This window comes from Streptomyces sp. SID5469, assembly GCF_009862865.1.
GTDB classification, from domain to species: domain Bacteria; phylum Actinomycetota; class Actinomycetes; order Streptomycetales; family Streptomycetaceae; genus Streptomyces; species Streptomyces avermitilis.
On record NZ_WWIN01000001.1, the window covers coordinates 8,637,161 to 8,649,641 of the forward strand.

General features: G+C 71.9%; 12 protein-coding genes and 1 pseudogene. 11 read left to right on the top strand and 2 right to left on the bottom strand.

Features of this window, described 5'->3' with window-relative positions; translation table 11 throughout:
- Window positions 1-3: 3 nt before the first annotated feature.
- From GTY58_RS37595 to GTY58_RS37625, 7 genes and pseudogenes are all read left to right on the top strand, one after another.
- Window positions 4-267: a UBP-type zinc finger domain-containing protein gene (locus tag GTY58_RS37595; protein WP_037647187.1), complete on the top strand. Its 264-nt coding sequence runs from the start codon at window positions 4-6 to the stop codon at window positions 265-267.
- Entirely contained in the window at window positions 267-2,081 is a 1,815-nt protein-coding gene (locus GTY58_RS37600; protein WP_037647081.1) for an FAD-dependent oxidoreductase, read from the top strand. The genes GTY58_RS37595 and GTY58_RS37600 overlap by 1 nt, the downstream gene beginning before the upstream one ends.
- A gap of 13 nt (window positions 2,082-2,094) precedes the next feature.
- Window positions 2,095-2,457: an Hsp20/alpha crystallin family protein gene (locus GTY58_RS37605; RefSeq protein WP_010988639.1), complete on the top strand. Its 363-nt coding sequence runs from the start codon at window positions 2,095-2,097 to the stop codon at window positions 2,455-2,457.
- A 155-nt stretch (window positions 2,458-2,612) separates the two neighbouring features.
- A pseudogene (locus tag GTY58_RS37610) lies at window positions 2,613-3,055 on the top strand (short-chain fatty acyl-CoA regulator family protein); the annotation flags it as partial.
- A 16-nt stretch (window positions 3,056-3,071) separates the two neighbouring features.
- Window positions 3,072-3,491: an aspartate 1-decarboxylase gene (gene panD, locus GTY58_RS37615; RefSeq protein ID WP_010988640.1), complete on the top strand. Its 420-nt coding sequence runs from the start codon at window positions 3,072-3,074 to the stop codon at window positions 3,489-3,491.
- Window positions 3,492-3,527: 36 nt separating this feature from the next.
- Entirely contained in the window at window positions 3,528-3,872 is a 345-nt protein-coding gene (locus GTY58_RS37620) for an N-acetyltransferase (RefSeq protein WP_010988641.1), read from the top strand.
- Window positions 3,872-4,582: an aspartate/glutamate racemase family protein gene (locus tag GTY58_RS37625; protein ID WP_042494012.1), complete on the top strand. Its 711-nt coding sequence runs from the start codon at window positions 3,872-3,874 to the stop codon at window positions 4,580-4,582. Before GTY58_RS37620 ends, GTY58_RS37625 begins: the two co-directional genes overlap by 1 nt.
- Before the next feature lie 404 nt (window positions 4,583-4,986).
- On the opposite strand, the gene gndA is transcribed toward GTY58_RS37625, so the two are convergent.
- On the bottom strand, window positions 4,987-6,426 hold the full coding sequence (gene gndA / locus GTY58_RS37630; RefSeq protein ID WP_010988644.1) for an NADP-dependent phosphogluconate dehydrogenase: 1,440 nt from the start codon (window positions 6,424-6,426) through the stop codon (window positions 4,987-4,989).
- A 318-nt stretch (window positions 6,427-6,744) separates the two neighbouring features.
- Between gndA and GTY58_RS37635 the strand changes: the two genes are divergently transcribed.
- On the top strand, window positions 6,745-7,920 hold the full coding sequence (locus GTY58_RS37635; RefSeq protein WP_037647083.1) for a transglycosylase family protein: 1,176 nt from the start codon (window positions 6,745-6,747) through the stop codon (window positions 7,918-7,920).
- On the opposite strand, the gene GTY58_RS37640 is transcribed toward GTY58_RS37635, so the two are convergent.
- On the bottom strand, window positions 7,910-9,037 hold the full coding sequence (locus tag GTY58_RS37640) for a DMT family transporter (RefSeq protein WP_010988646.1): 1,128 nt from the start codon (window positions 9,035-9,037) through the stop codon (window positions 7,910-7,912). The genes GTY58_RS37635 and GTY58_RS37640 overlap by 11 nt on opposite strands.
- Window positions 9,038-9,247: 210 nt before the next feature.
- On the opposite strand from GTY58_RS37640, the gene GTY58_RS37645 reads away from it, so the two are divergent.
- From GTY58_RS37645 to glgC, 3 genes are all read left to right on the top strand, one after another.
- Window positions 9,248-9,973, top strand: coding sequence for a (2Fe-2S)-binding protein (locus GTY58_RS37645; protein ID WP_010988647.1), 726 nt, complete (start codon window positions 9,248-9,250; stop codon window positions 9,971-9,973).
- Between the two features lie 73 nt (window positions 9,974-10,046).
- Window positions 10,047-11,198 carry a glycogen synthase gene (gene glgA / locus GTY58_RS37650; RefSeq protein WP_010988648.1) on the top strand — a complete coding sequence of 384 codons (1,152 nt, stop codon included), beginning with the start codon at window positions 10,047-10,049 and terminating at the stop codon, window positions 11,196-11,198.
- A 36-nt stretch (window positions 11,199-11,234) separates the two neighbouring features.
- A complete protein-coding gene (glgC, locus tag GTY58_RS37655; protein ID WP_010988649.1) occupies window positions 11,235-12,455 on the top strand; it encodes a glucose-1-phosphate adenylyltransferase in 1,221 nt (406 codons plus the stop codon).
- Window positions 12,456-12,481: the final 26 nt, after the last annotated feature.

Genomic DNA, 12,481 nt, shown 5'->3' on the forward strand with positions numbered 1-12,481 from the left:
CGGATGTCCCTGCACGCAGACCCCCACCTCGCGCTTGTCCGGCCGGTCCAGCCGCTGACCCCAGAAGGGTGTCAGGAGTGTCTGCTGCTCGGCTCCCCGTGGGTCCACCTGAGGCTCTGCCTGACCTGCGGGCACGTCGGCTGCTGTGACTCCTCGCCGAACAAGCACGCGCGTAGGCACGCGGCTGCCGACGCCCATCCGATCGTGCAGTCGTTCCAGCCCGGCGAGGATTGGCGCTGGTGCTACGTCCACGAGGCGTTCGTCTGATGTCCGGCGACCAGCCGCTGCCGGGCGAAGAACCGGTGCCGGAGGAAGCGGACGAGGCCGTCTTCTTGGAGACCCCGGACATCTACGGCGCGTATCCGCGCCTTACGGAGGACCAGATAGCACGTCTGGCGGAGCACGGGCAACGCCGGAGCATGGCTCCGAACGACGTGCTGATCCGGGAGGGGGAGCGCTGCGAGACGCTCTTCGTCGTGCTCAGCGGTTCCGTCGCCGTCGTCGAGGACCACGGCACTCCCGAGGAACACGTGCTGCGCGTGCACGGCCCCGGTCGCTTCATCGGCGAACTCGGGCTGCTGTACGGACAGGTGGCCTTCTACACCGCTGTCGCCAGGGAGCCGGGCGAGGTCCTCGTCGTCTCCTTGGACCAGTTGCGCCGCCTGGTGTCCCAGGACTCCACCCTCGGGGACCTCGTGCTGCGCGCCTGTCTGGGCCGTCGCGCGTTGCTCGTCGGACAGGGCGCCGGCTTCCGCATCATCGGCTCGCGCTACTCGCCCGACACCCGGCGGCTGCGCGAGTTCGCCGTCCGCAACCGGCTGCCCCACCGCTGGATCGACCTGGAGACCGACGAGGAGGCCGAGGACCTGCTGCGCCGCTTCGGCGTCGGCCCGGAGGAGACACCGCTCGTCATCTGGCGGGACACCACCCTGTTGCGCAACCCCAGCAACGCGGAACTGGCCCGGCTCATCGGCCTGCCGTCACTCCCCGCCGGAAACCGTCACGGCGACGTCCTCATCGTCGGCTCCGGACCCGGCGGCCTCGCTGCCGCGGTGTACGCCGCCTCCGAGGGCCTGAGCACCACCGTGGTGGAGGCGATGGCCACCGGCGGCCAGGCCGGCACGTCGTCCCGCATCGAGAATCTGCTCGGCTTCCCCGCCGGCATCTCAGGCGCCGAACTCACCGAACGGGCCGTGCTCCAGGCCGACAAGTTCGGCGCCAGGATCAGCATTCCGGTGGAGGCGAGCGGTCTCCATCCCAAGGACGAGGACCACTACGTGGTGGCGTTCGCCGACGGCAGCGAGATCGCCGCCCGCGCCGTCGTCCTGGCCACGGGTGCCCGCTACCGCCGGCTCCAGGTGCCCGGCATCGAACGCCTGGAGGGAACGAGCGTCCACTACTCGGCGACCGTCTACGAGGCCCAGCAGTGCCGCACCGACCCGGTGGCCGTCGTCGGCGGAGGCAACTCGGCGGGCCAGGCGGTGCTGTTCCTCGCCGGGTACGCGCCGAAGGTGCACCTGCTGGTCCGCGGACCCAGCCTTGAGGCCAACATGTCCCGCTACCTGGTCGACCAGGTAGAGCGCCATCCGCGGGTGGAGGTCATGCTGCACACCGAGGTCACCGAGGTCATCGGCCAGGAGGTGCTGGAGGAGCTCGACGTGGTCGACAACCGCACGGGCGGGCACCGCCGACTCGCGGTACGGGGCCTGTTCGTCTTCACCGGCGCCGACCCCCACACCGAGTGGCTCGCCGGCATCATCGCCCTCGACTCCCGTGGCTTCGTCCTCACCGGCCCGGAGGCCCAGGAAGCCTGCGCCCACCCCGAGGTGTGGCACGGCCGCGGGCGCTCGTGCATGACCCTGGAGACCAGCCTGCCCGGGGTCTTCGCGGTAGGGGACGTCCGTAGCGGCTCGGTGAAGCGGGTGGCCTCGGCGGCCGGTGAGGGCGCGATGGCCATCCACTTCGTGCACCGGCACCTGGGGCACTCGGCCGCACCCGGTCCCACGGGCACGTCCGCTGCCGCGGGCGGCTCGGACGTCTCCCCACGCATACGTCACAAGGAGTCCGCATGGCTCGCATGACGAATGGCGGGCGATGAGGTCACGCCCACCCCTCTCGATCCCCTGGTCGAGCTCGACGAACTGCAAGGACATCGCCGTCGAGGCCAACGGTCCCGAACTCGTGGTCACCGGAGACATCAAGGAGCGGGAGCGCAAGGGCGTCCTGCCCGGCAGCACCCGCCACGTCGGAGCCTTCGAGTACCGCTTGCGGCTGCCCGGAGAGTTGGCCACCCACAAGATCAAGGCCGACATGCAGGACGGAGTGCTCGGCATCACCGTCCCCAAGGGCGAAGCCGCCGGGCCCCGCCGGGTCCAGATCAGTGAGTCCGGCGAGGGCGCGCGCGAAGACGCCGCCCGGAGCGGCGCAGCGGCGGGCGGCGGGACCACCGCCGCCTGAGACCCCACCGAGCCGGCGGTGCCGGACCGGTGTCTGTCACCGCTGCCGTCGCGACGGGGGCGACGGCCTGCACGGTGCGGTTGGTCGGCATGGTCTCGACGCACACGGTCAGAGCCCGGGCTACCGACCGATCATGGCCCGATCGCCCACCGCATGCGCCCGGCCGCATCCACCTCCGGATCCGAAACCCCCGACGCACAGCGCTACTTGTGGACCGGGCGTGCCGTCACCCGGCACCGCGGCGGCTGGGGGGAACTCGGCAAGACCTTCGCCATCTGCCTCGGCCGCGAGATCCGCCACGCCCCACCGCCTCGTCTACGCCGACGGCCTCGACCTCACCAATGTCTCCGCCGCCACCCACATCGGCATGGGCTGCCGCGTCTGCGAATGCCTCGGCTGCCTCCAGCGTGCCGCACCACCTCTCGGCCACCCGCTGCGGATCGACCAGGACCTGACCGGCTCTCGTCCTCTCGCGCGGCATCAGAAAAGTCAGCAACGGTGTGAGTCCTCGAACACCTGGCGACAGCTGACCGAACATGCGAAAAGATGTAATCTCCGAAGACCGCCCTTGACCTGCAATAGCAGGCAGGGAGCCTAAGTCCGGGAGTACCTCCATGCTGCGTACCATGTTCAAGTCCAAGATCCACCGAGCCACCGTCACCCAGGCCGACCTGCACTACGTCGGATCCGTCACCATCGACGCCGATCTTCTGGACGCCGCCGATCTGCTGCCCGGCGAGTTGGTTCATATCGTCGACATCACCAACGGTGCCCGCCTGGAGACGTACGTCATCGAGGGCGAGCGTGGCTCCGGAGTCGTCGGGATCAACGGGGCGGCGGCCCATCTCGTCCACCCCGGCGACCTGGTGATCATCATCAGCTACGCTCAGGTTTCCGACGCCGAGGCGAGGGCACTGCGGCCGAGGGTCGTGCACGTGGACCGCGACAACCGCGTCGTGGCCCTGGGCGCGGACCCGGCCGAGCCGGTACCGGGCTCGGACCAGGCGCGCAGCCCGCAGGCCGTCACCGCCTGAACTCCAGACTCAGGCGCGGGAATCCGAGGAGCATCCATGAGCGACATCGAGATCCGCGACGACCGGACGGCGGGCCGTCTCGAGGCGTACGCCGGGGACGAAGTGGTGGGCCACATCGAGTACTTCGTCCTGGAGACGCCGCGGCGCGCGCTCGTCCCGGTCCACACCATCGTGGAGCCGGCGCACGAGGGCCAGGGCATCGCGGGCTCCCTCGCCCGTGAGCTGTACGGCATCGCCGCCCGCGAGAGCGTCGTGGTGGCTCCCCTGTGCCCGTACGTCGTGAAGTGGGCGGCGCGCCACCCCGAGGAGGCGCCGGCCGCGGATCCGGAGCTCCTGGCGGCGGCGAAGGCGTGGCTCGTGGCGCACCCCGGACGGTTCTGATGACGTCGCGGGGCGGCGTGGGGGCGCCGCACGCCACGCTCGCCCTGCTGCACACGTCCCCCGCCCACGTCCCCGTGTTCGACGCGCTGCGCGACGAGGGGCACCCGGGGCTGGAACTGACCCACTTGGTGGCCGGGGAACTGCTCGCCCGCGCCCGTGCCGAAGGCCCCGAAGCCGTGGCCGGCGAGGTGAGGGCGGCGCTGGACAGGGCGGTCGCGGCCGGAGCGGGCGCCGTGCTGTGCACCTGCTCGACCATCGGAGCGGTCGCCGAGGCGGCCATCGCCGACGTGCCCGTACTCCGGGTGGACCGCCCGATGGCGGCCGCGGCGGTGGCGGCCGGCCCGCGGATCGTCGTGGTCGCCACGGTGGAGAGCACCTTGGAGCCGACGGTCGCCCTGGTCGAGGAGGAGGCCGCCGGGCGCCCCGTCGACCTCCGGACCCTGCTCGTGGCCGACGCCTGGGCCCGCTTCGAGGCGGGCGACACCGTCGGCTACGTCCGTGCGGTGGCCGAGGCGGCCGACACGGTCGCCGACGCCGACGCGATCGTCCTCGCCCAGGCCTCCATGGCCCCGGCCCAGCACCTGACCACGACCACCGTCCCGGTCCTGTCGAGCCCCCGGCCGGGCCTCGCCGCGGGGGCGGCCGCGGCGCGCTCGGGTCAGGGCCCGTCCCAGGCCCACCTGGGCCCGCGTCGTCGCGCGACAGGGTGACTGAGCGAGCGGGCGGCGGGTACGTGGGGGAGGAGTCCAGAGCCGACGTACCGAAGGGCTGGAGGACACCATGACCCATCCGCACCCCGATCCCGTACCGCCGGGTCCCACCCCCGGACCGGGACCCGGACCCGGCCCGGCGCCGTTCCCCGACCCCAGCCCGCTGCCGACCCCCACTCCGGACCCGGCCCCGAGCCCGGAGCCGTCTCCGATCCCGGAGCCGTCCCCGATCCCGAAGCCGCCGGGCCCGGACCCGGTGCCGGAGCCCGAACCGGGGCCGCCGCTCTCCTGAACGCCGCGCACCGGGTGACGCCGTCAGGGCGGCCCACCGGTCCCCCGGCGAACCGCCCTCGGGCGACGGCGCCGCGGGCACCGTCACCCGGGCGGCACCACGGCACCGTCACCTACGCGGTGACCTCCGACCGGTCCCCGCCCCACAGCGTGTGGAACGAGCCCTCCCGGTCCGTGCGGCGATAGGTGTGCGCCCCGAAGAAGTCCCGCTGCCCCTGGGTGAGGGCGGCGGGCAGGCGCTCGGCGCGCAGGGCGTCGTAGTAGGCGAGGGCCGCGGCGAACCCCGGGGTCGGTACGCCCTGGCGGGTCGCCGCGATCAGCACCTCGCGCCAGTCGTCCTGCGCCGCCGCGATCTCCTGCGCGAACGTGTCGTCGGACAGCAGGCTCGGCAGGTCCGCACGCGCGTCGTACGCCTCCCGGATGCGGTCCAGGAAGGCGGCGCGGATGATGCACCCGCCCCGCCAGATCGACGCGATCTTCCCCAGGTCGATGTTCCAGTCGTACTCGTCGCTGCCCGCCGCGATCTCGTGGAAGCCCTGCGTGTACGAGACGATCTTCGAGGCGTACAGCGCCTGCTCGACGCGGTCGGCGAAGGCCGCCGCCTCCGACTCGCCGAGCGGAGCCGCCTTCGGCCCGGCCAGCCCGCGCGAGGCCTCCCGCAGCTCCTGGTGGCCGGACAGGGAGCGGGCGAACACGGCCTCCGCGATGCCCGACACCGGCACGCCCAGGTCGAGCGCGATCTGGACCGTCCAGCGGCCCGTGCCCTTCTGTTCCGCCTGGTCCTGGACCACGTCCACGAACGGCTTGCCGGTCGCCGCGTCCACGTGGGACAGGACCTCCGCCGTGATCTCGATCAGGTAGGAGTCGAGGCGGCCCGTGTTCCAGGTCCGGAAGATGTCCGCGATCTGCGCGGGCGTGTAGCCGGCGACGTCGCGCAGCAGCTGGTACGCCTCGCCGATCAGCTGCATGTCCGCGTACTCGATGCCGTTGTGCACCATCTTCACGAAGTGCCCGGCACCGTCCGGACCGACGTGCGTCACGCACGGCGCCCCGTCGGCCGCCTTCGCGGAGATCTTCTCCAGCATGGGCCCGAGGGAGTCGTACGACTCGGGCGAGCCGCCCGGCATGATGCTCGGCCCGTGCAGCGCGCCCTCCTCGCCGCCGGAGATGCCGGTGCCGACGAAGTGGATGTCCTGCTCGCGCAGCTCGCGCTCCCGGCGCCGGGTGTCCGCGAAGTGTGCGTTGCCACCGTCGATGATCATGTCGCCGGGCTCCAGGAGCGGGGCGAACTCCTCGATCACCGCGTCGGTGGGCGCGCCCGCCTTCACCATGATCACCAGGCGCCTGGGCCGCTCCAGCGCCGCCACGAAGTCCTTCGCGGTCTCGGCCGGCACGAAGTCGCCCTCGTGGCCGAACTCCTCCACGAGGTCACGCGTCCGCGACGCGGTCCGGTTGTGCACCGCGACCGTATAGCCGTTGCGCGCGAAGTTGCGGGCGAGGTTGCGGCCCATGACCGCGAGACCAGTGACGCCGATCTGGGCTGTTGTGCTCATACCGTGGGCTCCTAAGAGGTCCTGAGGTAGGTCCTTGGAGGACCTGAAGTAGGTCCGTGCATCGGTGGTGCCGGTCGTGCTCGCCAGTATTGTCCCGTTGACCATCCTGACGTGCCGGTTCGCCGATCGCACATCCGGGTCTCCCGGACCGCCCGCGACCGGGACGGCCCGCGTGTACCGGCCCGTATACGGCCGTGCGGACAACCGAAGGGCGATTCCTGGTCACTTGGCGGGATGGAGCGGCCGATTGCCGCCTTGTCCTGGCCTGTTCGCAGCGTTTACTTTTGCCGCTCCTGACGCATGTCTAGGGGGTCCCCCATGGCCGTACGCGGCCGGCACCGCCGGTATCAGCCGAACAGGATCAACCGCGCCTCGCTCACCGTCACGGCGGGCGGAGCGGGCATGGCGATTCCGCTCATGGGCACCGGCGTCGCCCACGCCGCCGATGCGGACACCTGGAACAAGGTCGCGGCCTGCGAATCCAGCGACAACTGGAGCATCAACACCGGAAACGGCTACTACGGAGGACTTCAGTTCACGCAGTCCACGTGGGAGGCGTACGGCGGCAAGGTCTACGCGCAGCGCGCGGATCTGGCCACCAGGGACCAGCAGATCGCCGTGGCCGAGAAGGTCCTCGAGGGGCAGGGCCCGGGCGCCTGGCCGGTGTGCTCGGTCCGCGCGGGCCTCACCCGGGGCGGCGGCACGCCGGACATCGACCCGTCCGGCAGCGCGACACACACGGCGGACCGGAGCACCAAGCGGACCGTCCGTGATGTGAAGCCACAGACGACACCGCAGTCGCAGGCGGGCACCGCCGAGATGTACACCGTCCTGCACGGCGACACGCTCTCCGGGATCGCCGACTCCCGGCACGTCCGGGGCGGTTGGGAGCAGCTCTACGCCGCCAACCGGGGGACCATCGGCGCCGACCCGGACCTGATCCTTCCGGGCCAGCGGCTGCATCTGCGCGCCAAGGCCACGACCCGCACCGACGACGCCTCCACGTCGACCCACAAGTCGTCGACGTCCTCCTCCAAGTCCTCGACGGAGAAGGCGTCCTCGGACAGGACCGAGAAGGCGACCACGAGCCACTCCCTCGTCGCCCCGGTGAACGCCGGGACGGGGACGCAATACCATGCGGCGGGTTCGTCCTGGTCGAAGGGCTATCACACCGGCGTCGACTTCCCCGTGCCCACGGGCACCTCCGTGAAGGCGGTCGCGGCGGGGCACGTCGTCAGCGCCGGCTGGGGCGGCTCCTTCGGCTACCAGGTGGTGCTCCGGCACGCCGACGGCCGTTACACGCAGTACGCCCATCTGTCGGCCATCTCCGTGAAGGCCGGGCAGAGCGTGACGGCCGACCAGCGTATCGGCCGCTCGGGGTCCACGGGCAACAGCACGGGCCCGCATCTGCACTTCGAGGTGCGGACGGGGCCCGGCTTCGGCAGTGACGTCGATCCGGTCGCCTATCTGAGGGCGGGCGGCGTCAGGATCTGACGCGGTCGCGGGCGCGGTGGCGGGGCAGGACGGGCAGTGGTACGTACGGGCCGCCGTAGAAGGAGGCGTACGTGAGCGGCGTCGCGGCGGCGTCGGACGGCGCCAGGTCGTCGTCGTAGCCGCTCTCCTCGGGCGGCATCCGGACCGGCTCCGGTTCGTGGACGTCCTGGGCGCTCGAGGCGCCCGGCTGGGGCGGAAGCCCGGCGAGCAGCTCCTCGGCGGGGGACGGTCCGGAGGCGGCCGCCGGTGCGTGGGTGGCGTCGGCGGACACGGTCGCCGCGCGCTGCTCGCGTCCGATCCGCTCCGTCGTCAGCAGGATCAGACCGCCCGCCGCGACGACGCCGCAGCCGAGCGCGAGCAGGGTGCCCGTGGTGCCGTAGCGGAAGGTTTCGCCGAACATCGTCAGGCCCACCGCCGCGGCCACGACGGGGTTGACGACCGTCACCGTGGCCAGGGGGGCCGCCAGTCCCGCGCCGCGGTAGGAGGCCTGCGAGAGGAGCAGGCCCGCGGCGGCGAGGACGGCTATCACGGCCAGGGTGGGCAGCGAGGCGAGCGCGACGCCGTCCTCCCAGTCCACCGCGACGGTCTTCGTGAACACCGAGGCGATGCCGAAGGCCACACCGGCCGCACTCGCGAGCAGCACGCTGCGCACCACCGGGTGCCGGTGCACGGCACGAGCCGCCGTCATCAGCGCGACGATCGCGCCACCGCTGACCACGGCCACCAGCACCCGCTGCGTGGTGTCCAGGGTCTGCGAGTCGGCCGTGCCGGTCAGTGAGAGCAGGCCGGCCAGGCCCACCGTCGCCATGAGCGCGCCGCGCCAGGCGGTCGCCCCGGCCTTGCGGCGCACGAAGAGGGCCGCCATGGGGAGCGCGAAGACGATGGTCAGCGCGCCCAGCGGCTGCACCAGGCTGAGCGGGCCGCAGGCCAGCGCCACCACGTGCAGCAGCGCGCCCAGGCCGTTGAGACCCACCGCCGCCCACCACAGGAGGTGGCGCAGCGGTGCGTAGGGCCGGTCCGGCGTCGTCGCCGCGACCCGCTCCTGCACGATCGCCCCGCCCGCGTACGCGACGGCGGAGACGAGTGACAGCAGCACGGACAACGCGAGGGCGCTCATGAGCGGCTCCTCTGCGAGGGGCCGGGTCGGCTCACCCGGCGCGACGAACGGTCGGCTTCCATACTCACTACGATGCCTCGCGAAATCGCTCGCGTCGTCGTACCTGAGCAGGCATTGGGTCCTACTGCCGATGGAGTAGAACCGGCGCCCCGTCCTCCCCAGGGTGGGTGACACCGGAGGCCGGCCCCCTGGTGGGAACCCCTAGGGGCCTTGGTACTACTGCTCTTCGTGGACCTCGACCCCGATCTCACCGCACTCGACGCCCTCGGCGGCTTCTTCGTACTACGCACCGAGGCGCCGCCGCGCGGCCCGCTGCCGACGCTCGCACAGGCGTACGCGGGACAACACGTGGATGTTTACGGAGATCCGCTGATTTTCCGGGTTCGAAAAGTCACCGAAAGTCTTCGGGCGCCCGAGCCGCGGATCGCGGTCTCCGTGGCCCAGCAGGCACTCGCGGCCCGGCTGTGGTCGATCGCTCTCGGCTGCGCCGCCCTGTACGACCAGGTTCCCGACCTCGATCCCCGGCTCCTGCGGTGGGATCCGGACGCCAGCGCTCCGGACGATCTGTGGCTCTCCGAGGTGCGCCCCCGGCCCGCCACGGCGATCGGCGACCTCGTACGAGAGGGCCACCTCGCCCCGCTGATCACGGCCCTGCGGCGGCAGCAGCACGTGTCCGCACGCCTCTTGTGGGGCAACGCGGCCTCCGCGCTGGCCGGCGCGCTCCGCCAGCTCAACCGCTGGGCACACGCGGGCGGCCGCGACGAGGTGGCCGACCGGGCCCGCGCCTTCGCCGCCGCGTCCCTCGCGCACCCCGACCTGTCCGGCACCCTCGACCCGGCCACCCTCCGCCGCCGCAGCTGCTGCCTCTACTACCGGCTGCCCGGCGGCGGTCTGTGCGGCGACTGCTGTTTCGACCGGCCGCCGCGCCACTCCTGAGATCGGTGGTCTTCCCCAACCGCCGCATCTGGGTGACCATGTGGGAACCAGCCGCTGCGACAGGGGGTTCCGGGTGCGAGTGGGACTGCTGACCCGGGAGTACCCGCCGGACGTGTACGGCGGCGCGGGCGTCCATGTCGAGTTCCTCGCACGGGAGTTGCGCTCCCTCACCGACCTGGCTGTGCACTGCTGGGGCGAGGGCGGCGCGGGCGGAGTCGTACGCCACCGGCCCTGGACCGCCCTCGACGGCGCCAACGACGCGCTGCGCACCTTCTCCGTGGACCTCTCCATCGCCGCCGCCCTCGAAGGCCGCGAACTCGTCCACTCGCACACCTGGTACGCCCATCTCGCCGGCCACCTCGGCAAGCTGCTGCACGGCATCCCGCATGTGATGACCGCCCACTCGCTGGAGCCGCTGCGTCCCTGGAAGGCCGAGCAGCTCGGCGGCGGATACGCCCTCTCCGGCTGGGCCGAGCGCACCGCGATCGAGGCCGCCGACGCGGTGATCGCGGTGTCCGGCGCCATGCGCGAGGACATCCTCACCTGCTATCCGACGCTCGACCCGGCGAAGGTGCGCGTGGTGCACAACGGCATCGACACCACCCTCTACCGGCCGGACCACGGCACCGACGTGCTCGCCCGCATCGGCCTCGACGCCGACCGCCCGTTCGTCCTGTTCGTCGGCCGCATCACCCGCCAGAAGGGCGTGCCCCAACTGCTGCGCGCCGTGCGGGACATCGACGCCTCGGCGCAGGTCGTGCTGTGCGCGGGCGCCCCCGACACCCCCGAGATCGACCAGGAGTTCCGTGACCTCTTCCAGGAGCTGAGCCGCGTACGCGCGGGTGTCCACTGGATCCCGCAGATGCTGCCGCGCCCGGATGTGATCCAACTCCTCACGCACGCCGCCGTGTTCGTGTGTCCCTCGGTGTACGAGCCGCTCGGCATCGTCAACCTGGAGGCGATGGCGTGCGGTACCGCCGTCGTCGCGTCGCGGGTCGGCGGCATCCCCGAGGTGGTGGACGACGGACGCACCGGCGTACTCGTCCCCGTGGACGAAGACTTCGAGGCGTCACTCGCGCACGCCCTCGACTCCGTGCTCGGCGACCCGGAGGCCGCCCGGCGCATGGGCGAGGCCGGGCGGGAGCGTGCGGTGCGGGAGTTCGGCTGGGACGCGGTCGCGAGACGCACGGTTCACCTGTACGAGGAAGTCCTCAAACAGGGGTAGTCAGCACGACACAACCGGGCGTAGAGGGGCGGCGGTATGCGGCGCGGAGGACCTTCGGTGCTGGGAATCGTACTCGCGGGCGGCGAGGGCAAACGGCTGATGCCGCTCACCGCGGACCGGGCGAAACCAGCCGTGACCTTCGGCGGAACGTATCGCCTGGTGGACTTCGTCCTGTCCAATCTCGTGAACGCGGACATCCTGCGGATCTGTGTGCTGACGCAGTACAAGTCGCACTCGCTGGACCGGCACATCACCACGACCTGGCGGATGTCGAGTCTGCTCGGCAACTACATCACCCCGGTGCCGGCGCAGCAGCGGCTGGGCCCCCGCTGGTACCTGGGCAGCGCGGACGCGATCTTGCAGTCGCTGAACCTCGTGTACGACGAACGGCCGGAGTACATCGCGGTGTTCGGCGCCGACCACGTCTACCGCATGGACCCGCGGCAGATGCTCGGCGAGCACATCGAGAGCGGTGCGGGGGTGACGGTGGCGGGGATACGGGTCCCGCGCGCCGAGTCGTCGTCGTTCGGTGTGATCGCCCCCGGCTCGGACGGGCAGACCGTGGAGAACTTCCTGGAGAAGCCGGCCGATCCACCGGGTCTGCCGGGCGACCCCGAGTGCGTGTTCGCCTCGATGGGCAACTACGTCTTCACCACCAAGGTCCTGATCGAGGCGCTCCAACGGGACGCGGAGGACGGGGACTCCGTGCACGACATGGGCGGTTCGATCCTGCCCGCGCTCACCGACCGGGGCGAGGCACGGTTGTACGACTTCAGCGCCAACCACGTCCCCGGCGAGACCACCCGGGACCAGGGCTACTGGCGGGACGTGGGGACGCTGGACGCGTACTACGACGCCCACATGGACCTGATCGCCGAGCGGCCCGCGTTCAACCTCTTCAACCGCAGCTGGCCGATCTACACCCACTCCGGACAGCTGTCGCCGGCGCGGTTCAACGCCGGGGGCATCGCCAGCGAGTCGATCATCAGCGCGGGCTGCCTGATCCGGGGCCAGGTCACCCGGTCGGTGCTGTCACCGGGGGTCGTCGTCGACCCGGGGGCCGTCGTCCAGGGCTCCGTGCTGCACGACAACGTGCACGTCGGGCGGGGCGCGGTGGTCCGCGGAGCCGTCCTGGACAAGAACGTCGAGGTGCCGCCGGGCGCGACGATCGGCGTCAACCCGGGGCGGGACGCCGACCTGTACACGGTGTCCAAGGGCGGCGTGATCGGGCTGGGCAAGGGACAGCGGGTGTCGTAGGCCCGCGCGGCCGCGGTGCGCCGGGC

What these genes read in the sequence shown, in the direction of transcription:
- GTY58_RS37605 (WP_010988639.1), top strand. Translation starts at nt 2,095, where the DNA reads ATGAGGTCACGCCCACCCCTCTCGATCCCCTGGTCGAGCTCGACGAAC.
- panD (WP_010988640.1), top strand. Translation starts at nt 3,072, where the DNA reads ATGCTGCGTACCATGTTCAAGTCCAAGATCCACCGAGCCACCGTCACC.
- gndA (WP_010988644.1), bottom strand. Translation starts at nt 6,426, where the DNA reads ATGAGCACAACAGCCCAGATCGGCGTCACTGGTCTCGCGGTCATGGGC.
- GTY58_RS37635 (WP_037647083.1), top strand. Translation starts at nt 6,745, where the DNA reads ATGGCCGTACGCGGCCGGCACCGCCGGTATCAGCCGAACAGGATCAAC.
- GTY58_RS37600 (WP_037647081.1), top strand. Translation starts at nt 267, where the DNA reads ATGTCCGGCGACCAGCCGCTGCCGGGCGAAGAACCGGTGCCGGAGGAA.
- glgC (WP_010988649.1), top strand. Translation starts at nt 11,235, where the DNA reads ATGCGGCGCGGAGGACCTTCGGTGCTGGGAATCGTACTCGCGGGCGGC.
- GTY58_RS37625 (WP_042494012.1), top strand. Translation starts at nt 3,872, where the DNA reads ATGACGTCGCGGGGCGGCGTGGGGGCGCCGCACGCCACGCTCGCCCTG.
- GTY58_RS37595 (WP_037647187.1), top strand. Translation starts at nt 4, where the DNA reads ATGTCCCTGCACGCAGACCCCCACCTCGCGCTTGTCCGGCCGGTCCAG.
- GTY58_RS37640 (WP_010988646.1), bottom strand. Translation starts at nt 9,037, where the DNA reads ATGAGCGCCCTCGCGTTGTCCGTGCTGCTGTCACTCGTCTCCGCCGTC.
- GTY58_RS37620 (WP_010988641.1), top strand. Translation starts at nt 3,528, where the DNA reads ATGAGCGACATCGAGATCCGCGACGACCGGACGGCGGGCCGTCTCGAG.